Below are 23,911 nucleotides of genomic sequence, written 5' to 3'. Positions count from 1 at the left end.
GCGGGGCTGTTACGGTGCCGCAAACCCACGCGGAGCTTGCCATGACCCTTGATACCGTCCTGTCACATATAGACGCCGATTTACCCAAGGCCACTGATCGCCTGCTCACGCTTTTGCGCATCCCGTCAATCTCAACCGATCCCGCCTACAAAGCCGATTGCGACACAGCCGCCGACTGGTTGGTGCGCGATCTGCAAAGCCTGGGCGTAGAGGCCTCCAAACGCGAAACCCCAGGCCATCCCATGGTCGTCGGCCATGCGGACGGCCCTGGCCCCCATGTGATGTTTTACGGTCATTACGACGTGCAACCCGTTGATCCGCTTGAGCTTTGGAATAACCCACCTTTTGAACCTGCGCTGGAAGACACACCCAAAGGCCGCGTGATCCGCGGGCGCGGATCATCCGATGATAAAGGCCAGCTGATGACCTTCGTCGAAGCCTGCCGTGCGTGGAAAGCGGTGCATGGCGCACTACCCGTCCGCGTGTCGCTCTTCTTTGAGGGCGAAGAGGAATCCGGCTCCCCGTCATTGATCCCATTTCTCAAGGAAAACACCGCTGAATTGAGCGCCGATATCGCGCTGATCTGCGATACCAGTCTTTTTGGCGAAAACACGCCTGCCATCATGACCACCCTGCGTGGCATGTTGCAGGAAGAGGTCACGATCACCGGCCCCTCCAAAGACCTGCATTCAGGGCTCTATGGCGGCGCTGCGATGAACCCGATCCGCGTATTGTCGCGGGTGCTGGCCGCACTTCATGACGATCAGGGCCACATCACCATCCCCGGGTTCTATGACGGCGTGCCCGTTCTGGACCCGGAGGTCGCGCGCCAATGGGACGCGCTGAATTTCGATCACACGGCGTTTCTGGGCGCTGTCGGATTGGCCGAGCCTGCTGGCGAGACTGACCGCACCGTGCTGGAACAGCTCTGGTCGCGCCCCACTTGCGAGGTCAACGGCATCTGGGGCGGCTATACCGGCGATGGGTTCAAAACCGTTCTGCCAAGCGAAGCGCATGCCAAAATCAGCTTCCGCCTTGTTGGCCAGCAAGACCCGTTCGCGATCCGCGAAAGCTTTCGCAACATGGTGCAGGACATGCTGCCGGCAGATTGCACGGTCACGTTTGATGGCCACGGCGCATCACCTGCCTCGCAAATGTCCACCGACCACCCTGCGTTCGAGAAAGCGCGCAAGGCGCTGTCGGATGAATGGCCAAATCCGGCAGCCTATATCGGCTGCGGCGGCTCGATCCCGATTGCGGGGTATTTCAAGGACTACCTTGATATGGATGCGATGCTGATCGGCTTTGCAAAGGACGACGACCAGATCCATTCCCCGAACGAGAAATACGATCTGGAGAGCTTCCACAAAGGCATCCGCAGCTGGGCGCGCATTCTGGCCGAACTGGCCACCTAAACATCAAACGACATCTCGGCAGGTGAGCGCTGATGCCTCCGGCGCGAATATTCAGACAAAGATGAAAGCCATTAACCATAACGCGCGGCTACAGGCTTCTTTTGTCCAAAAATACCTCAACCCGACATCAGCCCAACGCGATACGTCCACAAGAAAAGCGCCAAATAAAGCATCGCATGCGCCGCAGGCGCGCATTTTGACAAGGTAAAAGAAAAGTGGCGCGGTTGACGGGGCTCGAACCCGCGACCCCCGGCGTGACAGGCCGGTACTCTAACCAACTGAGCTACAACCGCGCATTTGGACCAATGGTCCGGGTCTTTTATCGTGTCTTTCGACGGGAAGTGGCGCGGTTGACGGGGCTCGAACCCGCGACCCCCGGCGTGACAGGCCGGTACTCTAACCAACTGAGCTACAACCGCCAGCTTCCGTGACGGGCGGTTTAGGATGCGCGCCGCCCCCCGTCAAGCGAGATTGAGCGCACATCCCGGAAAAATCACCGATCCGGTAGCGGGATGAACTCTGCATCGTCTCCCGGCGGCAAATGGAAGCGCCCATCCTTCCAATCCTCGGCGCGCCAGGCTTCTTTCGCATGCTCGATCCGTTCTTTCGAGGAGGCCACGAAATTCCACCAGATATAGCGCGGCCCTTCCAGCGTGGCACCGCCCAGCAGCATCAGCCGTGCACCTGCCTCGCCTGCCTTCAGGCTGACCTTGTCGCCAGGGCGAAACACCATCATCTGACCCGCGTCAAACGTATCTCCTGCGATTGTGACCGACCCGTCCAACACATAGACACCACGATCCTCGTGGTTATCTGGCATCGGGATTGAGGCCCCGGCCTCCAGCACGGCATCGGCGTAAAACATCTCGGATGCGGTCTCTACAGGCGCGCGTTCGCCATAGGCGTCGCCAAGGATCAGGCGCACTTCTTTGCCCTCGCCTTCCATGAAGGGCAATGTGTCCTTGGGCGCATGTTCAAACGCCGCAGGATCATCTTCGCGGTCTTTGGGCATGGCGACCCAGGTCTGGATGCCGAACAGGCTGTGCGGGTTCTGACGGATCGCCCCATCGGTGCGTTCCGAATGGGTGATGCCGTGCCCCGCCACCATCCAGTTCACAGCCCCCGGCTCGATCCACTGATCCGTACCAAGACTGTCGCGGTGATGGATCTTGCCTTTGTAGAGATAAGTCACCGTCGCCAGACCAATATGCGGGTGCGGGCGCACGTCGATGCCTTTGCCGGTCACAAACTCAGCAGGCCCCATCTGGTCAAAGAAGATGAACGGGCCAACCATCTGGCGTTGGGGCGCGGGCAAGGCACGGCGCACTTCAAAGCCGCCCAGATCACGGGCGCGTGGCACGATAACGGTGTCGATGGCGTCCACGGCATCGCCGGTGGGGCAATCTGGATCAAGGGCGGGGTTCCAACTCATTGTGAGGCTCCTGGTGTTGCCTCATCAAGATAGACATGCAGACTGTTTATGCCAGCGACGGCTGCGGACAGGTCCTGTGCATTACTGCACCAAGATCAGCTTCAGCTCAGCGGGCTCTTGATTTGCACACCGCGCCGTTCAAGGTCGGCGGCTAGCAGAATAAGCGTAGCCACATCAGACGAGTTACCGCCGCGCGCCATTTCATAGGCAGCGTATTCGACCAGTTCAGAGGCCGCTTTCAGTGCCTCCAGCACACGGGTATCCATCGGCTGGTCATCCAGCATTTCGCGATACCGCACCAGCAGATCGCTGGATGTCTTTTTCGGCGGTCGTCTCTCGAAGCTCATGTACCCTACCCTCAGACTGCAAAACACAACCCAGGTCTGTTATGTCCTTTGATACCCGGCTTAAAGTCACGCAGTTACGTGACAATAGCGTGAAAGACTAGTCTTTCAGTTCGCCTTTATGGAGAAATCCGGCGCCAATCCCCTTGATTGCTGCGCTTGTCCTATCGCTGACCTTCAGTTTGCTGAAAAGCCTGCGCACCAAAGTATCAACCGTATGAGGCGACACGCTCATCAACTCGGAGATGACCGAATTGCTCTTGCCGCGCGCAATCCATTTCAGCACTTCGAGCTCACGAGGGCTAAGATCAGCCGGGCGCTGATCTTCGGCTTCCGTCAATTCGCAATAGCGCAGATGAAGCGCTTGAGACGCGATTTGCATGAATGAAACATAGGCGTCCGAAAGATCCGGCGCTTTGGCACCAAAGCCCAACCCCACATAGGCATTGCGCAGATTAGGTCCGAAGACCTGCATCGCAAGACCATCGCCCAGGTTGCGATCACGAAAGGCTTCCAGAAAATCGCGCGCGTCCTCGGAAATAGGGTGCAGACGTTCCACCTCGCTCCACAAGAAGGGCCGGCTACGCAAACGCGCAAGTTCAGGGATCGGGTCAACGACCGCGTAATCCCCTTCGATATAGGTGGAGACCCAATCCCGCGGAAAGCCATCGGTTCGCACGCTTTGACCCGCCGGATCGCCCCCGCCTTCGCCATAGACATGGTATGAGACCCGAATGATGCCGTGAGCATTGAAGAAGTTGATGGCGATCTGCCATAGATCACTTGTATCCGTCGCATCACGGATGGTTGCAATCAGGTGACTGAGGTCGTCTTGGGCCATCGCGGTAACCAGACGTAAATGCTAAAAACCTACACTGCCCCTGCACGGTGTCGGGACCTGTGGTATTAGATTGCTCGTTTTCTCAAAAAGCAACTGATTATGGTGGGTGATGAGAGGCTCGAACTCCCGACATCTTCGGTGTAAACGAAGCGCTCTACCAACTGAGCTAATCACCCACGTGTCGGCGATAGCGCAATCTCCTCGGGCAGTGCAAGGGTTTTGCCTTGTAAAAAATGCAACAAGTCGGTGGTTGATCAATTTGTGCGGGGGCACACGGCAAAAACTGCTCTGAGATGGTTATTCCAGACAGGTCTGCACCCCGTCTTTAAGGTGAAACACGACCCCTTGACCGCCAGGCAATTTCACCAGCTCATCATCGGGAACCCCCAACAGCGCACCGCGCAGAACACGCGATGTGACGCCATGCGTGACCAGAATTGCGGGGCTGGTCAAGGCCGTCACGAAGGCCAGAATGCGTGCGCGAAACCCCTCCAACCGGTCACCACCGGGCGCGTCAAACTTCCATAAAAGTGCATCCTTCGGGTTGATCGGTGCCACATCTGCGACCAGTTTACCGTCCCAATCCCCCATCGACACTTCGCGCAGGGCTGCGTCTTGCATCACATCCTGACCAAACTGCGCCCCAATGATCCGCGCCGTGTCCAGCGAACGACCTTGCGGAGAGCTATAGATCGGCACAGAGGCCAGAGCCGCCATAAGAAGTCGTGCTTGGCGTGCCGCTTGTTCGCGACCTTTGTCCGTCAGCGGGCTGTCCAAAGCCCCTTGCAGACGACCTTCAACGTTCCAGACTGTCTCTCCATGGCGCAGCACAAAAAGCTCGGGATGCGTCACGGGCGGGCCTCACCAAAAGGGAAAATGGTGGGTGATAAGAGATTTGAACTCCTGACATCTTCGATGTGAACGAAGCGCTCTACCACTGAGCTAATCACCCATTGGCGGGCGATATAGCCCTACTCTGCAGCCTTCGCAAGAGTGTCTTTACCGGCTGGACCTGCATCGCCACCCACCTTTTTCGGCTGGCGGATTTTAACGATATAGGCGGTGCCGTTCTCAAGATCCTTGATGCGATTCACCTTGAGCTTCCCCAGTGGCGGCAGGCGCATTTCCTGTCCCTCGGCCAAGGCCTCTCCCAGAACGGCAAGCATTGCTTCGACAACGGGTTTGGCGTCTTTCTTTTTCACGCCTGACCGGATCACGACCTTCTCAATCAGATCGGGTTTGCGCATGAAGTTATCCTCAGATGCCGCTTTCGCCGGGGTCGATGTCGAGGTCACAGCCGCTTTGACGGCTGTCGAAACCGCCGGATTGGCCCCTGACACAGGCGCTTTTCGAGTCGCTGCGGTGGCCGGACGTTTCGCTGCTGTGCTGGGTTTGCGGGTTGTGGTCTTTGCCATGCTGATCACTGCCTTTTGTTTCTTCTTTGGAAACAGCATAGCGAAGTTTGTGGAGTAACACCAGTTTTCACTGCTTCCGACATGACGTCGGTGCGGCGTGCACCGCATCTCTGAGGAAGGCATCCCTGCCCAGCGCAATCATAGAAAACGGCGCGCGGAGGACCGACGCGCCGTTTAGATGGACTGGGACCGTCGCTTAATGCGCGACAGTGGCCGAACTTGTGCCTTTGCCTTCGAGCGCGGCAGCAGCGGCAGCAGCCTCCTCCGCCGCCTCATCCCATTCGATGGGATCCGGGACTTCGGTCAGCGCGTGGGACAGCACTTCGGATACATGCCCCACCGGAATGATCGTCAGCCCGTCTTTGACGTTATCGGGGATCTCCGGCAGGTCCTTCTCGTTATCCTTGGGGATCAGGACCGTCTTGATGCCGCCCCGCAAGGCCGCGAGAAGTTTTTCCTTCAGACCACCGATGGGCAGCACATTGCCGCGCAACGTGACCTCTCCGGTCATGGCGATGTCTTTCTTGACGGGGATCTGCGTCAGCACCGACACAATCGAGGTCACCATCGCGATACCCGCAGACGGGCCATCCTTGGGCGTGGCTCCTTCGGGGACGTGCACGTGGATGTCGATCTTGTCGAAAGTCGGTGGTTTCACCCCCACATCCGGCGCGATCGAACGCACAAAGCTGGAGGCTGCGTCAATCGACTCTTTCATGACGTCACCCAACTTACCGGTGGTCTTCATCCGACCCTTACCCGGCAGGCGCAGCGCTTCGATTGACAGCAGATCACCGCCGACAGAGGTCCAGGCCAGACCAGTTACAACACCGATCTGATCAGCCTCTTCCGCCAGACCATACTTGTAGCGCTTCACGCCCAGCATGTCCTCAAGGCTGTCGGGCGTCACCACGACCTCTTTCGCCTCTTTCTTGACGATCTGGGTCACGGCTTTCCGGGCCAGTTTAGCGATCTCGCGCTCAAGGTTCCGCACACCTGCTTCGCGGGTATAGGTGCGGATCATTTCTTGAAGCGCTTCATCCGTCACCTCGAACTCACCCTTACGCAGGCCGTGGTTCTTGGTCTGCTTGGCGATCAGGTGCTGCCTGGCGATCTCGCGCTTTTCGTCTTCGGTGTAACCGGCCAGCGTGATGATCTCCATCCGGTCCAAAAGCGGTCCGGGCATGTTGTAGGAGTTCGCCGTCGTCAGGAACATCACGTTACTGAGGTCATATTCGACCTCCATATAGTGATCGACAAACGTGCCGTTCTGTTCCGGATCAAGCACTTCGAGCATCGCAGACGCAGGATCGCCGCGGAAGTCCTGCCCCATCTTGTCGATCTCATCGAGCAGGATCAGCGGGTTCGTGGTTTTCGCCTTCTTCAGCGCCTGAATGATCTTGCCGGGCATCGAGCCGATATAGGTCCGACGGTGGCCGCGGATTTCACTTTCGTCGCGCACACCACCCAGCGAGATGCGAATGAACTCGCGCCCTGTGGCTGTCGCGACCGATTTGCCAAGCGAGGTTTTACCGACACCCGGAGGGCCAACAAGGCACAGGATCGGGCCTTTCAGCTTGCTTGAGCGTTGCTGCACCGCAAGATACTCGACGATCCGCTCCTTGACCTTCTCAAGTCCGTAATGGTCGTTATCCAGAACCTTCTGCGCATTGGCGAGGTTCTTCTTCACGCGGGATTTCTTACCCCACGGGATCGACAGCATCCAATCCAGGTAGTTGCGCACGACCGTGGCTTCCGCTGACATGGGCGACATGTTCTTGAGCTTCTTGATCTCCGCGTCGGCCTTTTCACGGGCCTCTTTGGAGAGCTTCGTCTCCTCAATGCGCGCTTCCAGCTCGGCGACCTCGTTCTGGCCGTCCTCGCCGTCGCCCAGCTCCTTCTGAATGGCCTTCATCTGCTCATTCAGATAATATTCGCGCTGGGTGCGCTCCATCTGGGATTTGACCCGGGTCTTGATCTTCTTCTCGACCTGCAAAACGCTCATTTCGCCTTGCATCAGGCCATAGACCTTCTCGAGGCGCTCCGCGACGGACAGCGTCTCCAAAAGCTCCTGCTTTTGCTCGACCTCGACGCCCAGATGACCGGCCACAAGATCGGCCAGCTTTGCAGGCTCACGGCTTTCCGCCACAGCAGCAAGTGCTTCCTCGGGGATGTTCTTTTTGACCTTCGCATAGCGCTCAAACTCGTCGCCGACCGAGCGCACAAGCGCCTCAACCGCGGCTTCATCCCCCGGCATTTCGGTCAGATATTCGGCAGAGGCCTCAAAATACTCCGAATTGACGTGATATTCGGTGATGCGCACGCGGCTTTTGCCTTCGACCAGCACTTTCACGGTGCCATCGGGCAATTTCAGCAATTGCAGTACATTGGCTAACACACCGGCCTTGTAAATGCCGTCACTGGTCGGATCATCCACGGTGGGATCAATCTGACTGGACAGCAGAATCTGCTTGTCATCCTGCATGACCGCTTCCAAAGCGCGGACCGATTTCTCACGGCCCACAAAAAGCGGCACAATCATATGCGGAAACACCACGATATCACGCAGAGGCAAGACCGGGTAGGAGGGGCTAAGAGGCTCGTTCATGCTCTTTTCCTTATCATTGGCAAGAAGGTGCGGGTCCCGTTTGCGGCAACCATAGACCTTCTCCTGTCATGGAGGGTTAAGGTGGGGCGCAGAGCCCGCCCTTTCAATCCCGCCGGCGGAATTGCTGGAAAGCATAGAGGATGCCAAAGGCGGCACAAGGCACGAATTATCACGATTTGAAGGAAAAAGGCCCGCGGTCAGGAAGACGCCTTGCACGCCCCGGACGTGATCCGGGGCCTCAGCGGGACCTCAGCCTATAAGGTCCCCGGATCACGTCCGGGACGGGGTCTGTGCACTCTGCGCTAAATCGGCTCGATATCGCCTTGTGCACGGGTCTCGTGAAACTCTTTCTCGAATCCCTCGAAATCCCCCGCGGCAATCGCGTCGCGCATATCCTGCATCAACTCCTGATAGTAATGCAGGTTATGCCAGGTCAGCAGCATCGACGCGATGATCTCGTTCGACCGATAAACATGGTGCAAATAGGCGCGCGAATACTGTCGGCAGGCCGGGCATGTGCAGGCCTCGTCCAGCGGGCGTGGGTCATCGGCATGGCGGGCGTTCTTGATATTGACGACGCCGCGCCGGGTGAAAGCCTGCCCGTTACGCCCCGACCGGGAGGGTAAGACGCAATCCATCATGTCGATGCCACGCTTAACGGCGCCGACGATATCATCGGGCTTTCCCACGCCCATCAGATAACGCGGCTTGTCGACAGGCAGCATATCCGGCGCGTAGTCGAGACAGCCAAACATCGCCTCTTGCCCCTCGCCCACGGCCAAACCACCAACCGCATAGCCTTCAAACCCGATCTCTTTCAAAGCCTCGGCGCTTTCCGCGCGGAAGTCCTGCTCAAGCCCGCCTTGCTGGATACCGAACAAGGCATGGCCCGGCCGATCCCCGAACGCATCGCGCGACCGTTCGGCCCACCGCATCGACAAGCGCATGCTGTCCGCAATGCGCGCCCGGTCCGCGGGCAGTGCGGGACATTCGTCAAAACACATGACGATGTCACTGCCCAGCAGCCGCTGAATCTCCATCGAGCGTTCCGGCGTCAATTCGTGTTTGGAGCCATCGATATGAGATTTGAACGTCACGCCCTTCTCGGTCAGCTTGCGCAGATCGGCCAGGCTCATCACCTGAAAGCCGCCCGAATCCGTCAGGATCGGACGCTCCCAGTTCATGAACTTATGCAAGCCACCTAACGCCGCGATCCGCTCGGCCGTAGGGCGCAGCATCAAGTGATACGTGTTGCCCAGCAAAATATCTGCGCCCGTCGCACGTACATTCTCGGGCAACATGGCCTTGACGGTCGCAGCGGTGCCGACGGGCATGAATGCAGGCGTGCGCACCTCGCCACGCGGGGTCGAGATCACGCCAGTGCGAGCTTTGCCATCCGTTGCGTTGAGCGAAAAGGAAAAGGGCTGTGTCATAGCGGCTCCGTCAGATCGCCCTGCCTTAGCCCTGCGCAGGGGCGTTGACAACCAAAGCGGTCTGCGCAAAGCACAATATCGCAATGGGTTCGGGTTTACGGGACGGCCCCCAGCCCCTATATCTAATCAAAATCGTCAGGAAAGCGTGCAGATGACTGATGCAAGCCCGGCCCTTGAGGGCACACCGCTGATCAAACCCTCCACGACCGATCACCCGCTCCACGAAGCTGTGGTGGAGGCGTGTCGGAGCGTTTATGACCCCGAAATTCCGGTCAATATCTTCGATCTCGGCCTCGTTTACACAATTGATATCAATGCCGAAAACGAAGTGAATGTCTTGATGACGCTCACAGCTCCGGGATGCCCCGTGGCAGGCGAAATGCCCGGCTGGGTTGCCGATGCGATTGAGCCGCTGGACGGCGTCAAACATGTCAATGTCGAACTGGTCTGGGAGCCGATGTGGGGCATGGACATGATGTCAGATGAGGCCAAATTAGAGCTTGGCTTTATGTAAGCGCCCTTGCGTGGCACCGTCGCCGCGCCTAGATTTGGGTCAGCAAAAGGACTTTTGTGATGTTCTCAATCCCTGGAAAAGAAGCCGTGATGATCACGGATCGCGCGGCGGCTCAAATCGCGAAACTGATGGAAAAAGATGGCCATCAGGGCTTGCGCATTGGCGTCAAGAAAGGCGGCTGCGCGGGGATGGAGTACACGATGGACTATGTCACCGAAGTCGATCCGCTGGACGAGATTGTCCAGAAAGACGGCGCGCGCGTGATGATCGCGCCTATGGCACAGATGTTCCTCTTCGGCACCGAGATCGACTACGAGGTCAGCCTGCTGGAAGCAGGCTTCAAGTTCCGCAATCCCAACGTGACAGAGGCCTGCGGCTGCGGCGAGTCGATCAAATTCGACGATGCTTTGACGACCAAGTAATCGCCGGCTGCGACGCGACTATTTCTTCAAATTCGAAACCTGTAACTTGCAGTGCGATGCTGCATCTGTAATCCCTTGTTGAAGCTCAACAGGAGGCAGATATGCGGCGCAAACTGGCAGCAGGAAATTGGAAAATGAACGGGCGCACATCTGATCTGGATCAGATTGATGCACTTGAAGCGGCCCATAACGACGCTGACGTCGATATTCTGATCTGCCCCCCTGCTTCCTTGCTGGCTCGGATGTCCGCGCGCACGACCAAAATCGCCGTGGGCGGGCAAGACTGTCACGCCGCCACCACCGGGGCGCATACCGGGGATATCTCCGCTGACATGCTGATAGATGCGGGGGCAACCCATGTGATCCTGGGCCATTCCGAGCGGCGCACCGATCATGGCGAAACCGACGATGATGCGCGCGCCAAGGCCCGCGCCGCGCTGGATGCGGGGCTGATCGCCGTCATCTGCGTTGGCGAAACCCTGGCCGAGCGCGAGGCGGCCAATACGCTCGACATCATTTCGGGTCAGCTGGCAGGCTCGATCCCGGATGCGGCGAACGGCACCAACATGGTCGTCGCCTATGAACCCGTTTGGGCCATCGGCACCGGGCTTGTCCCCTCAACGGACCAGATCGGCGAGGTGCATGACTTCATCCGCACCAAACTGGAAGCGCGCTTTGGCGAAGGCGTGGGCCGCTCCGTGCGCCTTCTCTATGGTGGCTCTGTCAAAGGCTCTAACGCGGCCGAGATTTTTGCCGTCTCGAATGTGGACGGCGCATTGGTGGGCGGCGCGAGCCTGACGGCCGAGGCATTTTCGCCCATCATCACAGCGCTGGACGCCTCCTGAAACCGGTCTTCCAATCGCCAACAGAACCGGGGTTCGTGCAGAACCCCTATCCGTTCTACGCGGAGTGTCGCGCCTTGGGCGACATGGTCTATTGGTCAGAATATGGCATGGCCTGCGCCGCTAGCCAACGAGCGGTGGAAGCTGCCTTGCGGCATCCGAAAATGGGCCGCGAGTGTCCACCGGAGCTGGCACCCCCCATCGCAGGGCACACGCAGCCCTTTTACGACATCGAAGCCCACTCAATGTTGGAGCTTGAACCGCCGCGCCATACCGAGCTGCGTAAACTGGTCTTGCACGGCTTCACCTCGCGTAAAATCAAAGGTTTGGCAGGTGACATTGAAGTACTGTGCCACCAGCTTATCGACCAATTCCCCAACGCCCCCTTCGATCTTCTGGAGGCTTACGCCAAGCCTCTCCCCGTGACCGTTATCACCCGGCTTTTAGGTGTCGAGGACGCCATGGGGGACCAGCTTTTACGCTGGTCCAATGCGATGGTCGCCATGTATCAGGCCACCCGCAGCCGCGCGATCGAGGACGCCGCCGCCACCGCCTCTACCGAGTTTGCAGCCTTCATCCGGGACGAGGTCACGCGCAAGCGCCGCGCCCCCGGCGATGACCTGATCAGCCATCTAATCGCCGCCGAAGAGGGTGACGCAAAGCTCAGCGATGCGGCGTTGATCTCGACCTGTATATTACTGCTGAACGCGGGTCATGAGGCGACGGTGCACACGATAGGCAATGGCGTGAAAACTCTGCTTGAAACCGGACCCCAAAAGATCACCGAAACCTGCGTTGAAGAGGTGCTGCGCTTTGACCCGCCGCTCCACATGTTTACGCGCTATGTCTATGAAGATATGGAGTTTTTCGGCGCTAAGCTAACGCGCGGTGACCAAGTCGCATGTCTCTTGGGAAGTGCTAATCGCGATGCGGCTGTCTACCCCGACCCCGATCGCTTTCTCGCCCAGCGGCAGGCCAAACGGCACACGGCTTTCGGCGGCGGGATCCATTTTTGTGTCGGTGCGCCGCTGGCACGGCTAGAGTTGCTCATAGGCCTTCGCGTGCTCTTTGAACGGTGTCCTAAACTCCGTCTGGCGGCGTCGCCAAAATACGCAAATATCTACCATTTTCATGGGCTCGAGCGCCTCATGGTGCAGATCTAAAGCGGTAAAGCCGTTGTCGATTTAATCTCTTCCATCGAAAGCAGCGCCGTCACATTATAGACGCGCACTTCTGAAATCAGCGCCTGATAGAACGCGTCATAGGCCCGTGCATTTTTCACACGAACCTTCAGAATGTAGTCGATATCCCCTGCCAACCGATGCGCTTCCTGCACCTCCGGGCGCTCTTGCAAAGCTTGCAAAAACGCGCGCTGCCACTCTGCCTCATGCTCGGACGTGCGGATCAGGACGAAGAAACACGCCTCAAATCCAAGCGCTTCTGGATCAAGCCGCACTGTCTGCGCCCCGATCACGCCCCCCTCGCGCAATTTGCGAATCCTGTTCCAGACAGGCGTCTTTGAAGAGCCCACTTTACGGGCAATTTCATCAAGCGACTGCGATGCATCGGTTTGCAGCTCGGTCAGGATTTTTCGATCCATGTCATCTAGACGAACAGACATTCTATTTGATCCTCAAGTGGGAAACTGGCGTTCTATCGCTGCGGTTTATGAGAACATATTTCCTTATCTGCAAGCGCATACTGCCATTAGTTAGGAAATTGTCCTACTTTAAGACCAACAAAGGATCGCATCCCTATGAAACATTTCCCCGTGTTCATCGCCGTCGAAGGCCGCCGCATCGTCGTATCGGGCGGCGGGGATGCAGCTGTCGCCAAGCTGCGCCTGCTGTTGAAGACCGAGGCGAAAATCTCTGTTTTTGCGACGGATGCGCTGCCGCTGATCCAGCAATGGGCGCAGGAGGGCAAGTTGACCTTGCACCCCCGCGCGATGGAGCCAGGCGATGCGATGTGTGCTGTGCTCTTTTACGCGGCAAACGAGGACGAGGCAGAAGATGCACGCGTGGCCGCCCTTGCCCACCGCGATGGCGCGCGGGTCAATATTGTAGACAATCTCGCCGACAGCCAGTTCATCACCCCTGCCATCGTGGACCGCGACCCGGTCACTGTGGCCATCGGCACTGAAGGGGCCGCACCGGTTCTGGCCCGCGCCATCAAACGCGATCTGGAGGAACGCCTGCCCGCCACACTGGGGCCACTCGCTCGGATCGGCAAAGCCTTTCGCAACGTTGTTGAAGCATTGCCCATGGGGCGCGCACGCCGCGACTTCTGGTCGGAATATTACTTTAAGACCGGCCCTCAAATCATTGATGAAAATGGGATAGAGGCTGTTCCAGAGGCTTTGGACAATCTGCTTACCACGCATCTTTCCGCGCCTGAGAAAGAAGGCGCCGTCGATCTGGTCGGCGCAGGCCCAGGTGATCCGGACTTGCTGACACTGAAAGCGCGCAAAGCGCTGGATGCCGCCGATGTCGTCATCCATGACCGCCTCGTCACCCCCGAAATCCTTGAACTCGCGCGCCGTGAAGCGCTGGTCATCGACGCGGGGAAAGAAGGTTTTGGCAAAGCCATGGCACAGAACGATATCAACGCACTTATCGTCGAACATGCCCAATCGGGCGCCCATGTGGTGCGCCTGAAAGCAGGTGATCCAACCGTGTTCGGACGGCTCGATGAAGAGATTGAGGCCTGCGAAGCCGCTGACGTCACTTGGCGTATCATCCCCGGCATCACAGCCGCCTCGGCTGCTGTTGCGGGCATCGGCCAGTCTCTCACCAAGCGCCAGCGCAACGCCTCAGTCCAGCTGCTGACAGGACATGACATGAAGGGCTTTGCCGATCACGATTGGCGCACGCTGGCCGCACAAGGCGAGGTTGCGGCGATCTATATGGGCAAACGCTCTGCCCGGTTCATTCAGGGCCGCCTGATGATGCACGGTGCAGATCCTGCCACCCCCGTCACGTTCGTCGAAAACGCCTCTCGCCCCGATCAGCGCATCGTCGCGACCACACTGGCCGAGATGGCGGAGGCGCTATCGGACGCGTCCCTCATCGGCCCCGCGCTGACCCTCTACGGCCTCGCCCCGCGCGCCGCCATGACCGCCCTGCAAGAGATCCAAGAGAAGGAATTCGCATAATGCCCCGCGCCTTCACCCCGAAAGTCGTCACCGCCAACCACCTGCTGGAGGGCGATGTGATCTACCAGACCCCCACAGGCTGGACTCGCGATCTTGCCCAAGCCGAAGTGCTTGAAGACGAGGCCCATGCCGACCTGCGCCTGTTAGAGGCGACGCAGCAGCGTGATGTCGTTGTCGGCGCCTATCTGGCCGAGGTCGAACCCACAGACGCGGGCCCCAGGCCCACCCATTTCCGCGAGGCGTTCCGCATGCGCGGGCCTTCGAACTACAGCCACGGCAAACAGGCGGAGCTATAAATCATGTATCATTACAATGACTTTGACACCGCGTTCTTAGCTGAACGCAACGCCCAGTTCCGCGCGCAGGTCGCACGCCGCATCGACGGCTCGCTAACCGAGGATGAGTTCAAGCCGCTGCGCCTGATGAACGGCCTCTACCTGCAACTGCACGCTTATATGCTGCGTGTCGCGATCCCTTACGGCACCCTGAACGGCGCCCAAATGCGCAAGCTGGCAGAGATCGCAGAGCGGTGGGACAAGGGCTACGGCCATTTCACCACGCGCCAGAACATCCAGTATAACTGGCCCAAGCTGCAAGACGTGCCCGACATACTGGACGCGCTGGCCGAGGTTGGCCTGCATGCCATCCAGACCTCCGGCAACACGATCCGCAACGTGACTGCCGACCATTTCGCAGGGGCCGCGGCAGATGAGGTCGAAGATCCCCGCCCCGTGGCCGAGCTGCTGCGTCAGTGGTCCACCGACCACCCGGAATTCCAGTTCCTGCCGCGCAAGTTCAAGATCGCCGTCAGCGGATCGCCCGTTGACCGCGCCGTCACCAAAGCTCACGATATCGGCCTGCGCATGGTGCGTAATGATGCCGGTGAGCCCGGCTTCGAAGTCATCGTCGGTGGCGGTCTGGGCCGCACGCCCATGATCGGCAAGGTCATCGCGCCGTTCCTGCCCAAGGCCGATCTGCTGCCCTATGTCGAGGCCATCGTCAGCGTCTATAACCTGCTGGGCCGCCGCGATAACAAGTACAAAGCCCGCATCAAGATCACCGTTCATGAAAACGGAATCGAGCGTATTCGCGCTTTGGTTGAGGACCGTTTCACCGCGATCAAAGCCCAGTTCGCAGGCTTCGATCAGAAGCTGCTGAGCAAGCTGGAGGCCTCCTTCGCACCGCCCGCGTTCAAGACCGGCAATACCAAGGGGTATGAGGCCGCACGCCTCACCAACCCTGCCTTCGCAAGCTGGTCCGACACCAACCTCAGCGCCCACAAGGCCGACGGCTATGCCATCGTCTCAATCTCGCTCAAAGCCCATGGCGCAACGCCCGGCGATGCCACCGCCGACCAGATGCGCGTCATGGCGGACCTTGCCGAAACCTACGCCCATGACGAGCTGCGCATCAGCCATGAGCAGAACGTGATCCTGCCCCATGTCCACAAATCCGACCTGCCAGCGATCTATGCAAAACTTCGCGAGGCAGGCCTCGCTACGGCCAATATCGGGCTTGTCAGCGACATCATCGCCTGCCCCGGCATGGATTACTGCGCGCTGGCCACGGCGCGTTCGATCCCTATCGCGCAAGAGATTGCGGAACGCTTTGACGAGTTGAAACTTGAGCACGACATCGGCCCGCTCAAGATAAAGATCTCGGGCTGCATCAACGCGTGCGGGCATCACCATGTGGGCCATATCGGAATCCTTGGTCTCGACCGTGCAGGCGTAGAAAACTACCAGATCACGCTGGGCGGCGACGGCTCTGAAGATGCGGCCATCGGCGAACGGGCTGGCCCCGGCTTCTCGGCGGACGAGATTATTCCGGCCATAGAACGCCTCGTTCTGGGCTATCTCGACCTACGCGACAGTGCAGACGAGACATTCCTTCAGGCCTACCGTCGCCTCGGAGCCGCACCCTTCAAGGCCGTGCTTTATCCCGAACAGGCCAAGCAAGATGCCGCATAACCTGCCGATCCACGCCCGGATCGCGGCGCTGAATGGCTACTATCGCCATAACGCGGGGATTGATGTGCTGTCGGGTGCGATTACCAATCCGAAAGCGGGTCAGTTGACGCTGGTCTCGTCCTTCGGGGCGGAATCGGTGGTGCTGTTGCATATGGTGTCGGTCGTAAACCCACGCCTGCCGGTTCTCTTTATCGACACCGAAATGCTATTTCCCGAAACGCTGGCTTACCAGACAGACGTCGCCACCCATCTGGGCTTGCAAGACGTGCGGACCATCCGCGCCGCTGACATCGCCGCGCAGGACCCCAACGGAACACTCCACCAGTCCAACCCCGACGCTTGCTGCGCCCTGCGCAAAACCGCGCCGCTGGAAAAGGCGTTACTACCCTTCGATGGCTGGATCACTGGGCGTAAACGCTTTCAAGCCGGGTCGCGCGCGAGCCTCGAGTTCTTTGAGGCTGATGGCCCAGCCCGCATTAAGGTCAATCCACTGGCTCATTGGACGCCCGAGGACGTGCAGGACTACATCATCAACAATCGCCTGCCGCGCCATCCGCTGGTCGCTCAAGGCTACCCCTCCATCGGCTGCGCGCCTTGCACTTCGCCCGTCCGCAAAGGTGAAGACCCCCGCTCAGGCCGTTGGCGCAACACGGAAAAAGAGGAATGCGGCATTCATATCGTGGACGGCAAGATAGTCCGCCGTCCCGCCGCATAAAGGAGTTTCAAATGAGCATCATCGTAACCGATACTGGCTTCAGCGAAGACAACTGGACGGGTGGTTTTGCGTCCCCCGATTGCGCCAATGACGTGGCCGCACTGGACGTGCCATCCGACGCAGACCCCCATGCACTGGCCAACCGCCTGACCGGTCTCGACATGATCCGCATCGACTTTCCCAGTTTCGCCGATGGGCGCGGCTTCACGCTGGCCCGCCAGTTTCGCTTGATGGGCTACAAGGGCCGCCTGCGCGCCAAGGGCCATGTGCTGGCCGACCAGTACGCCATGGCGCGCCGCGCAGGCTTTGACGAGGTCGAGATTGACGACGACCTCGCCGCGCGACAGCCCGAACCCCAATGGCTGGCCCGCGCCGATTGGCAGGCCCATGACTATCAGTCGCGGCTGCGCGGCGCGTAATCCCCTTCCCGACCCTCTTAAATTTGGCTAATGAAAAGGCGCGAAGTGTCAACTTCGCTGGACATTTATCATGAACGAGCAAGTGACCGTGACCGAAGCATCCCCTGTCAAACAACCGACCCTTCCCGACGCGCAAACCGTAACCGAGGTGACGCATTACACCGACCGGCTCTTTTCCTTTCGCGTGACCCGCCCTGCAAGCCTGCGCTTTCGCTCGGGCGAGTTTGTGATGCTGGGCCTGATGGGCGACAACGGCCGCCCCTTGCTGCGCGCCTATTCCATCGCATCGCCCGCATGGGATGAAACACTCGGCTTTTATTCGATCAAGGTGCAGGACGGTCCGCTGACCTCCAAGCTCCAGCACATCCAGCCCGGCGACCAGGTGATCCTGCGGCCCAAACCCGTGGGCACGCTCGTCCATGACGCCCTGCTGCCCGGCAAGCGCATCTGGTTTTTCGCGACCGGCACAGGTATTGCGCCTTTCGCGTCGCTCCTGCGCGAGCCGGAGACGTATGAGAAATTCGACGAGGTCATCCTGACCCACACCTGCCGAGACGTGGCCGAGCTGAAATATGGCGAGGAACTGATCGCGCTGACCAAGGACGACCCGCTGGTGGGTGAAGACGCACAGCAGAAGCTGCGCTACTACCCCACAACGACCCGCGAGGAGAGCCCGAAAATGGGCCGCATCACCAACCTGATCAAAGACGGGACGCTGTTCAAGGACCTCGGGATTGACGATTTCAGCGTCGAGAACGACCGCGCAATGGTCTGCGGCTCAATCGGCTTGAACACCGATCTGAAAGCGATCTTCGAGGAATACGGCCTTGAAGAAGGCGCCAACTCCGAGCCGGGTCACTACGTGGTCGAGAAAGCGTTTGTTGGCTAAGGCTCGTACTTGTTGAGTATTTAAGCAAAGATGAAACAGAAAACGCCGCGCGAGGGTCTCTCGCGCGGCGTTTCATTTTAGTCAGGCTTTGAAAGGCTTACTCGCCCAATGCCGCCTTGATCTGGTCCAGAACACCTTGCAGCACATCGGGATTGTCCCGTGCCTGATCCACAGCTGTCTTCAGCATGGATTTCTGCATCTCGCCAATCTCGGAATTGTCGATCATCTCGGAGACTTGGTCGAAATCGAAGCCATCAACAGTCAGCAGTTCAGACATGTTGCCCGCAGCCTCTTCGGTGGTTTCCGTTGCAGCGTTTTGCGTTGCAGTAGCTGCGTCGCTCGCCTCTTCGGTAGCGTCGGTCACGGCATCTTCAGTCGCTTCAGCCGCATCGTTTGCGGTCTCTGTTGCTGCCTCTGCCGCGTTCGTTGCTGCGTCTTCGGTGGCTTCAACAGCGTCGGTTGCCGTCTCAGTCGCTTCAGTCGCAGCCTCTTCAGTGGCGTCCGCAGCTTCGGTTGCAGCGCCCTCGGTCGCCTCAACAGCGTCAGTCGCAGCCTCTTCAGTGGCCTCAGCCGCGTCCGTTGCCGTTTCCTCGGCAGCGCCTGTGACCTGATCGACGGCGCCCTCAACTGCCTCGACGGCGCTGTTCACAGCGTCGGTCGCAGCCTCTGTGGCCCCCTCGACAGCTTCTTCCACGGCAGTCACAGCATCAGATGCCGCTTCTGTTGCAGCTTCGGTGGCCTGTTCAACGGCGTTTGTTGCAGCGTCGGCTGCGTCGCTTGTCGCGTCGGTTGCGGCATCAGCAGCTTCGCTTGCCGTGTCAGTCGCTTCGGTTGCCGTTTCCTGAGCGCCCTCCACGACGTCCTCAGCCGTGCCGCCCGTGTAGACAAAGTAGCCCACCGCAGCCACGGCGACCGCCGCAATAATCAGAAAAAGACTTCGCATGGTAATTCCTCACTCTTACGGGGCCTTTTTGCCCCCCATGGCTGATCATATGGCACTCATACCTGCCACCTTAAAGGGGAAATTCTGCGACGCGGCACCCTTTTGCGCATCCTTTAGCGGTTGAAAGCGCGCCCGACAGGGGCTAGATTGGCAACTCGAATTTATCACCATTGAAGGAAGCTGAGCCATAGCCCGCAGACCCCATAACGCACCTCCGGTGCGCAATACCGGCCCCCGTGTTAACGAACACATCAAGGCCCCTGAAATTCGTCTTATCGGCGCGGAAGGTGAAAACCTGGATGTCGTGACGCCTGCACGCGCGATGGTTCTGGCCGATGAGGCTGGGCTTGATCTGGTCGAAATCTCGCCCAATGCCAACCCGCCTGTCTGCAAGATCATGGATTTCGGCAAGTTCAAGTACGAACAGCAAAAGCGCGAAAGCGAAGCCCGCAAGAAGCAAAAGACCATCGAGGTCAAAGAGGTCAAGTTCCGCCCGAACACAGACACGCATGACTATGACGTCAAGATGCGCAATGTGTTCAAGTTCCTCGAGAACGGCGACAAGGTGAAAGTGACACTGCGCTTCCGGGGCCGTGAGATGGCGCACCAGAATCTGGGCCGCGAATTGCTGGAACGTGTGGCCGAGGACACCAAAGAGGCCGGCAAGGTCGAGAACATGCCCAAGATGGAAGGCCGTCAGATGGTCATGATGATCGGGCCGATCTCCAAATAAATCAATCTGTTACAGCGTGATCTTAAAGCCCCTTTCGAGGGGCTTTTTATTTGCAGGCAGGCCTGCCATAGCCCCAGCGCCACGCCAACCCGCTGCAGGGCATTCCGCCCAAACGCACGGCTTGAAACATCCCGTCCGCCAAGGCCCGCCCGCCGCTTTGTGCCACACAGGCCTGCAGGGCGCGGTCAGCTGCGAGCCGCGCCATGTAGCCGCCACGCGGTAGCGCTTCGCCTCCGCCTGCGTGATAGGCGCGGTCATGGGTCACGCAACAGGCCTCAAACGGCAGCGGGTCCGCGCGTAACTCGCGCGGCAAGGCGCTCCAGACCTCGCTTAACCCGCCACTGCATCCATCCGATTGAAAGGGTGTCAACGGACCGCTTTGCGTGGCTTGAAGCCGCGCATGCTGACGTTCTTCGATGCGGCGGTCCGAGGCCAGGAGCGCCGACAGAACGCCCCCCGCAACAAGCAACACCGCGAAGGCTAGGCCCACGCGGTGTCGTTTCTTTAAAGGCACTGATTACGCAGCTGCGGTGACCGCACGGCCCGTGAGCACTTTGACCAGATGCGCACGGTATTCTGGCGTGCCGTGCAAATCGCCGATCAGACCGTCCGCAGGCACGCTCAGCCCGGAAATCGCGTCTGCGCTGAAATCCGCCGAAAGCGCCTCTTCCGCCTCCGACCAGCGATGCACGCCCTCTTCTGAGGCGCCCGTCACAGCCACCCGCACCCCATCGCTGTATTTCGCAACGAAAACGCCCACCAACGCAAAGCGCGAGGCCGGTTGCACGAATTTCTGGTAGTTGGCCTTTTCCGGCACCGGGAAACGCACTTCGGTGATAATCTCACCCTCTTCCAGCGCCGTCGTGAACATGCCCTGAAAATATTCATCCGCCGCGATGTCACGCTTGTTGGTGATGATCGTAGCGTTCGACCCAAGCGCCGCCGCCGGATAGCAGGCCGAGGGATCGTTATTGGCCAGCGATCCACCAATGGTCCCGCGATTGCGGACAGCCGGGTCGCCGATATGCGACGCCAGCTCCGCCAGCGCCGGATAATCCCCCGCCTCTCCCGAAACGGTCGCATGGGTGGTCGCGCCGCCAATACACACCTCGCCACTGTCGCCGATACAGACGCCTTTCATCTCGGCAATGCCGCCAAGGCTCACCAGCGTCTCAGGTGCCGCCAGCCGCTGTTTCAGCGTCGGGATCAACGTCTGCCCCCCGCCCAGCGCCTGCGCGTCTTCCGATGCCAGCGCCTTGACCGCATCCTCCACCGTCGTGGGCCGTTCAAACTCGAATGCATACATCTTTCGTCCTCCTGAAGATCTTGGGCAATGCCCCTGTCTTCTTTTGTCTCTAAATACCTCAATCCGGCGGCAGCCCATCAGGACCGCCGCCGAAAAGGTTATCCGTTCATCGCCGCCCAGACCTTGCCCGGCGTCAGCGGCATATCGATATGGGTCACATCATGGCCCGCGCGTTGCAGTGCATCGACGACCGCATTCACCACCGAGGGCGGCGATCCAATCGCCCCAGCCTCGCCGCAGCCCTTCACGCCCAGCGGGTTATGCGTGCAAGGTGTTTGGCAGGAGTGATCCACCGAATAGAACGGCACATCATCGGCGCGCGGCATGGCGTAATCCATATAGCTGGCCGACAGGATCTGACCGTTCTCGTCATAAGAACAGTTCTCCAGCAAAGCCTGCCCAACCCCTTGGGCGATCCCGCCATGAACCTGACCTGACACGATCATCGGGTTCACGATATTGCCGAAATCATCAGCTGCCGCGAAGGACTCAATCGTGACCTTGCCGGTCTCGGGATCGACCTCGACCTCGCAGCAATAGGCGCCCGAGGGGTAGGTGAAGTTGTTGGGATCATAGAAGGCCGTTTCCTCTAACCCCGGCTCGATTTCCTCAAGCGGGTAGTTGTGAGGCACATAGGCCGCCAAGGTCACATCGCCCCAGGCCACGGATTTATCCGTGCCCGCAACGGTGAACTGGCCGTCCTTCAACTCGATATCGGCTTCGGACGCTTCCAGCAGGTGCGAGGCGATCTTCTTGGCCTTGTTAATCACCTTCTCGGCGGCGCGGACCATGGCAGAGCCACCGACGGCCAACGAACGAGACCCATAGGTCCCCATCCCCATCGGGGAGGTCGCCGTGTCGCCATGGACAATCTCGACCTGGCTTTCATCAATCCCGATCATCTCGGCAATCACTTGCGGAAAGGCGGTCTCATGCCCCTGCCCGTGGCTGTGGCTGCCGGTCATCACGGAAATCGAGCCGGTTGCGTTCACCCGCACGGTGGCACTTTCATACAAGCCAGCCCGCGCGCCCAACTGCCCGACAAGGTTCGACGGGGCAATCCCGCAAGCCTCGATATAGCAGTTCACGCCCAGACCGCGCAGCTTGCCGCGTTTCTTGGACTCAGCCAATCGCGCCTCGAACCCGGAAAGATCGCCAATCTCGGCCAGCTTGTCCATCGTGGCGTTATAATCACCGGTGTCATACTCCACCGCCACAGGGGTGGCATAGGGGAACTCCGTGATAAAGTTCTGACGACGCAACTCAATCGGATCAACGCCCAACTCGCGTGCGGCTTTGTCGACCACACGCTCCAACTGGAACGTTGCTTCTGGCCGTCCAGCGCCACGATAGGCATCCACCGGCACCGTGTTGGTAAACACGGCCTTTACGTTCACATAGATGAGCGGCGTCTTGTAGTTGCCCGCCATCAGCGTGCCGTGCAGCCATGTCGGAATGGACGGCGCAAAGGTGGAGAGATACGCGCCCATATTCGCATAGGTCTCTGTCCGCAGGGCTGTGAAGTTATTGTCCGCATCCATCGCCAGTTCGATCTTGGTCACGTGATCGCGCCCATGGGCGTCTGACATGAACGCTTCCGAACGTGACGAGGTCCATTTGACCGGACGCCCGACCTGCTTGGCCGCAAAGGTGCAGAACGCCTCTTCCGCGTAGTGGAAGATCTTGGTGCCAAAGCCGCCGCCCACATCGGGGGCAACCACACGCAGCTTATGCTCAGGAATGCCCAGCACAAACGCGCCCATCAGCAGCCGGATCACATGGGGGTTCTGGCTTGTGGTGTAGAGCGTGTAGTCGTCTGTGCCTGCGTTCCAGTCGCCCACCGCCACACGCGGCTCCATCGGGTTGGCGACAAGGCGGTTGTTGACCAGTTCCAGCGTGGTGACATGGGCAGCGGATTTGATCGCCTCATCCACGGCCTCACGGTTTTCCTCAACAAAACCCCAATCGTAGCAAAGATTGCTGGTCAGATCGTCATGCACCTTGGTGGCGCCATCCTGAACGGCGGCCTTCATATCCACAACGGCGGGCAGCTCTTCCAGATCAAGCTCAATCGCCTCTGCGGCATCGCGGGCCTGTTCCAGCGTGTCGGCCACCACGGCGCAGATCGGGTCGCCCACATGGCGCACCTTACCTTGGGCCAGCACGGGGTGCGCGGGTTCCTGCATCGGCTCACCGTGGCGGTCGGTGACCTGCCAACCGCAAGGAATACTGCCGATGCCTTCAAAATCGGCCCCTGTGAAAATCCGCACCACACCGGGCATTTCCGAAGCCGCAGCGGTATCAATCCCCTTGATCGTCGCATGGGCCACATCCGAGCGCAGGAAATGCACATAGGTCTGATTGTTGATGTTGATGTCGTCTGTGTAGCGTCCGCGTCCGGTCAGAAACCGCACGTCCTCGCGCCGCTTTGAGCTGGCGCCAATGCCTCCGTCTTTGGGCATGTTTCTACCTCCCTTAAAGGTGGGTCAGGCGCGGAGAGGATACCCCTACGCCAT

The 23,911-nt window shown here is 59.3% G+C and carries 24 protein-coding genes and 4 tRNA genes; 12 read left to right on the top strand and 16 right to left on the bottom strand.

The genetic code is table 11. The features are described 5' to 3' along the window. Window positions 1–41 precede the first annotated feature (41 nt). Window positions 42–1,415 carry a M20/M25/M40 family metallo-hydrolase gene (locus KUW67_RS01475; protein ID WP_224823488.1) on the top strand — a complete coding sequence of 458 codons (1,374 nt, stop codon included), beginning with the start codon at window positions 42–44 and terminating at the stop codon, window positions 1,413–1,415. 216 nt (window positions 1,416–1,631) lie between these two features. Here the strand turns inward: KUW67_RS01475 and KUW67_RS01470 are convergent. The 11 genes from KUW67_RS01470 to tgt all read right to left on the bottom strand — a co-directional run bounded on the left by KUW67_RS01470 (window position 1,632) and on the right by tgt (window position 9,488). Continuing rightward, window positions 1,632–1,708, bottom strand: a tRNA-Asp gene (locus KUW67_RS01470). A 49-nt stretch (window positions 1,709–1,757) separates the two neighbouring features. Beyond that, window positions 1,758–1,834: transfer RNA gene (locus KUW67_RS01465), tRNA-Asp, on the bottom strand. Between the two features lie 74 nt (window positions 1,835–1,908). Continuing rightward, entirely contained in the window at window positions 1,909–2,847 is a 939-nt protein-coding gene (locus KUW67_RS01460; RefSeq protein WP_224823487.1) for a pirin family protein, read from the bottom strand. A 101-nt stretch (window positions 2,848–2,948) separates the two neighbouring features. Continuing rightward, window positions 2,949–3,194: a hypothetical protein gene (locus KUW67_RS01455; RefSeq protein ID WP_224823486.1), complete on the bottom strand. Its 246-nt coding sequence runs from the start codon at window positions 3,192–3,194 to the stop codon at window positions 2,949–2,951. 97 nt (window positions 3,195–3,291) lie between these two features. Continuing rightward, window positions 3,292–4,032, bottom strand: coding sequence for a LuxR family transcriptional regulator (locus tag KUW67_RS01450; protein WP_224823485.1), 741 nt, complete (start codon window positions 4,030–4,032; stop codon window positions 3,292–3,294). 100 nt (window positions 4,033–4,132) lie between these two features. Continuing rightward, a tRNA-Val gene (locus KUW67_RS01445) sits at window positions 4,133–4,208 on the bottom strand. A 121-nt stretch (window positions 4,209–4,329) separates the two neighbouring features. Further along, window positions 4,330–4,884, bottom strand: coding sequence for a histidine phosphatase family protein (locus tag KUW67_RS01440; protein WP_224823484.1), 555 nt, complete (start codon window positions 4,882–4,884; stop codon window positions 4,330–4,332). A gap of 25 nt (window positions 4,885–4,909) precedes the next feature. Continuing rightward, a tRNA-Val gene (locus KUW67_RS01435) sits at window positions 4,910–4,984 on the bottom strand. A 19-nt stretch (window positions 4,985–5,003) separates the two neighbouring features. Further along, entirely contained in the window at window positions 5,004–5,447 is a 444-nt protein-coding gene (locus tag KUW67_RS01430; RefSeq protein ID WP_224823483.1) for an HU family DNA-binding protein, read from the bottom strand. A gap of 196 nt (window positions 5,448–5,643) precedes the next feature. Further along, window positions 5,644–8,055 carry an endopeptidase La gene (gene lon / locus KUW67_RS01425; RefSeq protein ID WP_224823482.1) on the bottom strand — a complete coding sequence of 804 codons (2,412 nt, stop codon included), beginning with the start codon at window positions 8,053–8,055 and terminating at the stop codon, window positions 5,644–5,646. Between the two features lie 302 nt (window positions 8,056–8,357). Further along, window positions 8,358–9,488 (bottom strand): tRNA guanosine(34) transglycosylase Tgt, encoded by a 1,131-nt coding sequence (gene tgt, locus KUW67_RS01420; protein ID WP_224823481.1) that lies wholly within the window; start codon window positions 9,486–9,488, stop codon window positions 8,358–8,360. Between the two features lie 151 nt (window positions 9,489–9,639). Between tgt and KUW67_RS01415 the strand changes: the two genes are divergently transcribed. The 4 genes from KUW67_RS01415 (at window position 9,640) to KUW67_RS01400 (ending at window position 12,429) form a co-directional block, all read left to right on the top strand. Beyond that, window positions 9,640–10,002, top strand: a complete 363-nt coding sequence (locus KUW67_RS01415) for an SUF system Fe-S cluster assembly protein (RefSeq protein ID WP_224823480.1) — start codon at window positions 9,640–9,642, stop codon at window positions 10,000–10,002. 59 nt (window positions 10,003–10,061) lie between these two features. Beyond that, a complete protein-coding gene (locus KUW67_RS01410; protein WP_224823479.1) occupies window positions 10,062–10,424 on the top strand; it encodes an iron-sulfur cluster assembly accessory protein in 363 nt (120 codons plus the stop codon). Window positions 10,425–10,525: 101 nt separating this feature from the next. Further along, on the top strand, window positions 10,526–11,269 hold the full coding sequence (tpiA, locus tag KUW67_RS01405; RefSeq protein ID WP_224823478.1) for a triose-phosphate isomerase: 744 nt from the start codon (window positions 10,526–10,528) through the stop codon (window positions 11,267–11,269). A gap of 35 nt (window positions 11,270–11,304) precedes the next feature. Then, entirely contained in the window at window positions 11,305–12,429 is a 1,125-nt protein-coding gene (locus tag KUW67_RS01400; RefSeq protein ID WP_370634861.1) for a cytochrome P450, read from the top strand. On the opposite strand, the gene KUW67_RS01395 is transcribed toward KUW67_RS01400, so the two are convergent. Continuing rightward, window positions 12,426–12,887 (bottom strand): Lrp/AsnC family transcriptional regulator, encoded by a 462-nt coding sequence (locus KUW67_RS01395; RefSeq protein ID WP_224823477.1) that lies wholly within the window; start codon window positions 12,885–12,887, stop codon window positions 12,426–12,428. The two genes, KUW67_RS01400 and KUW67_RS01395, sit on opposite strands and share 4 nt — an antisense overlap. A 135-nt stretch (window positions 12,888–13,022) precedes the next feature. Here KUW67_RS01395 and cysG point away from each other — a divergent pair, with 135 nt between their 5' ends. From cysG to KUW67_RS01365, 6 genes are all read left to right on the top strand, one after another. Then, window positions 13,023–14,420, top strand: a complete 1,398-nt coding sequence (gene cysG, locus KUW67_RS01390; RefSeq protein ID WP_224823476.1) for a siroheme synthase CysG — start codon at window positions 13,023–13,025, stop codon at window positions 14,418–14,420. Next, window positions 14,420–14,716 carry a DUF2849 domain-containing protein gene (locus tag KUW67_RS01385; protein WP_224823475.1) on the top strand — a complete coding sequence of 99 codons (297 nt, stop codon included), beginning with the start codon at window positions 14,420–14,422 and terminating at the stop codon, window positions 14,714–14,716. The genes cysG and KUW67_RS01385 overlap by 1 nt, the downstream gene beginning before the upstream one ends. Before the next feature lie 3 nt (window positions 14,717–14,719). After that, entirely contained in the window at window positions 14,720–16,390 is a 1,671-nt protein-coding gene (locus tag KUW67_RS01380; RefSeq protein ID WP_224823474.1) for a nitrite/sulfite reductase, read from the top strand. After that, complete coding sequence (locus KUW67_RS01375; RefSeq protein ID WP_224823473.1) at window positions 16,380–17,105, top strand: phosphoadenylyl-sulfate reductase; 726 nt, start codon at window positions 16,380–16,382, stop codon at window positions 17,103–17,105. The genes KUW67_RS01380 and KUW67_RS01375 overlap by 11 nt, the downstream gene beginning before the upstream one ends. A gap of 11 nt (window positions 17,106–17,116) precedes the next feature. Then, window positions 17,117–17,524 carry a DUF934 domain-containing protein gene (locus KUW67_RS01370; protein ID WP_224823472.1) on the top strand — a complete coding sequence of 136 codons (408 nt, stop codon included), beginning with the start codon at window positions 17,117–17,119 and terminating at the stop codon, window positions 17,522–17,524. A gap of 70 nt (window positions 17,525–17,594) precedes the next feature. Next, complete coding sequence (locus KUW67_RS01365; protein WP_224823471.1) at window positions 17,595–18,413, top strand: ferredoxin--NADP reductase; 819 nt, start codon at window positions 17,595–17,597, stop codon at window positions 18,411–18,413. A gap of 97 nt (window positions 18,414–18,510) precedes the next feature. Here KUW67_RS01365 and KUW67_RS01360 read toward each other — a convergent pair whose 3' ends face one another. Continuing rightward, complete coding sequence (locus KUW67_RS01360) at window positions 18,511–19,356, bottom strand: translation initiation factor 3 (RefSeq protein WP_224823470.1); 846 nt, start codon at window positions 19,354–19,356, stop codon at window positions 18,511–18,513. A gap of 217 nt (window positions 19,357–19,573) precedes the next feature. Between KUW67_RS01360 and infC the strand changes: the two genes are divergently transcribed. Continuing rightward, window positions 19,574–20,089: a translation initiation factor IF-3 gene (gene infC, locus KUW67_RS01355; protein ID WP_370634860.1), complete on the top strand. Its 516-nt coding sequence runs from the start codon at window positions 19,574–19,576 to the stop codon at window positions 20,087–20,089. A 46-nt stretch (window positions 20,090–20,135) separates the two neighbouring features. Here the strand turns inward: infC and KUW67_RS01350 are convergent, their stop codons facing one another. From KUW67_RS01350 to KUW67_RS01340, 3 genes are all read right to left on the bottom strand, one after another. After that, entirely contained in the window at window positions 20,136–20,579 is a 444-nt protein-coding gene (locus KUW67_RS01350; RefSeq protein WP_224823469.1) for a hypothetical protein, read from the bottom strand. 27 nt (window positions 20,580–20,606) lie between these two features. Then, a complete protein-coding gene (locus tag KUW67_RS01345; RefSeq protein WP_224823468.1) occupies window positions 20,607–21,395 on the bottom strand; it encodes a xanthine dehydrogenase family protein subunit M in 789 nt (262 codons plus the stop codon). Window positions 21,396–21,493: 98 nt separating this feature from the next. Next, on the bottom strand, window positions 21,494–23,857 hold the full coding sequence (locus KUW67_RS01340; RefSeq protein WP_224823467.1) for a xanthine dehydrogenase family protein molybdopterin-binding subunit: 2,364 nt from the start codon (window positions 23,855–23,857) through the stop codon (window positions 21,494–21,496). Window positions 23,858–23,911 lie beyond the last annotated feature (54 nt).

It is taken from the genome of Cognatishimia sp. MH4019 (genome assembly GCF_020177595.1).
Lineage (GTDB): Bacteria > Pseudomonadota > Alphaproteobacteria > Rhodobacterales > Rhodobacteraceae > JAHTBL01.
Note: the sequence above shows the minus strand (reverse complement) of the source record. Positions and strands in the feature narration are given on the sequence as shown.

Bases quoted from the DNA above. Each gene is read 5' to 3' on its own strand.
- tpiA (WP_224823478.1), top strand. From the start codon at position 10,526: ATGCGGCGCAAACTGGCAGCAGGAAATTGGAAAATGAACGGGCGCACA.
- KUW67_RS01460 (WP_224823487.1), bottom strand. From the start codon at position 2,847: ATGAGTTGGAACCCCGCCCTTGATCCAGATTGCCCCACCGGCGATGCC.
- KUW67_RS01410 (WP_224823479.1), top strand. From the start codon at position 10,062: ATGTTCTCAATCCCTGGAAAAGAAGCCGTGATGATCACGGATCGCGCG.
- KUW67_RS01415 (WP_224823480.1), top strand. From the start codon at position 9,640: ATGACTGATGCAAGCCCGGCCCTTGAGGGCACACCGCTGATCAAACCC.
- cysG (WP_224823476.1), top strand. From the start codon at position 13,023: ATGAAACATTTCCCCGTGTTCATCGCCGTCGAAGGCCGCCGCATCGTC.
- KUW67_RS01395 (WP_224823477.1), bottom strand. From the start codon at position 12,887: ATGTCTGTTCGTCTAGATGACATGGATCGAAAAATCCTGACCGAGCTG.
- KUW67_RS01475 (WP_224823488.1), top strand. From the start codon at position 42: ATGACCCTTGATACCGTCCTGTCACATATAGACGCCGATTTACCCAAG.
- KUW67_RS01375 (WP_224823473.1), top strand. From the start codon at position 16,380: ATGCCGCATAACCTGCCGATCCACGCCCGGATCGCGGCGCTGAATGGC.
- KUW67_RS01385 (WP_224823475.1), top strand. From the start codon at position 14,420: ATGCCCCGCGCCTTCACCCCGAAAGTCGTCACCGCCAACCACCTGCTG.
- KUW67_RS01430 (WP_224823483.1), bottom strand. From the start codon at position 5,447: ATGGCAAAGACCACAACCCGCAAACCCAGCACAGCAGCGAAACGTCCG.
- KUW67_RS01450 (WP_224823485.1), bottom strand. From the start codon at position 4,032: ATGGCCCAAGACGACCTCAGTCACCTGATTGCAACCATCCGTGATGCG.
- KUW67_RS01370 (WP_224823472.1), top strand. From the start codon at position 17,117: ATGAGCATCATCGTAACCGATACTGGCTTCAGCGAAGACAACTGGACG.
- KUW67_RS01380 (WP_224823474.1), top strand. From the start codon at position 14,720: ATGTATCATTACAATGACTTTGACACCGCGTTCTTAGCTGAACGCAAC.
- KUW67_RS01345 (WP_224823468.1), bottom strand. From the start codon at position 21,395: ATGTATGCATTCGAGTTTGAACGGCCCACGACGGTGGAGGATGCGGTC.
- KUW67_RS01455 (WP_224823486.1), bottom strand. From the start codon at position 3,194: ATGAGCTTCGAGAGACGACCGCCGAAAAAGACATCCAGCGATCTGCTG.
- KUW67_RS01360 (WP_224823470.1), bottom strand. From the start codon at position 19,356: ATGCGAAGTCTTTTTCTGATTATTGCGGCGGTCGCCGTGGCTGCGGTG.
- lon (WP_224823482.1), bottom strand. From the start codon at position 8,055: ATGAACGAGCCTCTTAGCCCCTCCTACCCGGTCTTGCCTCTGCGTGAT.
- KUW67_RS01340 (WP_224823467.1), bottom strand. From the start codon at position 23,857: ATGCCCAAAGACGGAGGCATTGGCGCCAGCTCAAAGCGGCGCGAGGAC.
- tgt (WP_224823481.1), bottom strand. From the start codon at position 9,488: ATGACACAGCCCTTTTCCTTTTCGCTCAACGCAACGGATGGCAAAGCT.
- KUW67_RS01365 (WP_224823471.1), top strand. From the start codon at position 17,595: ATGAACGAGCAAGTGACCGTGACCGAAGCATCCCCTGTCAAACAACCG.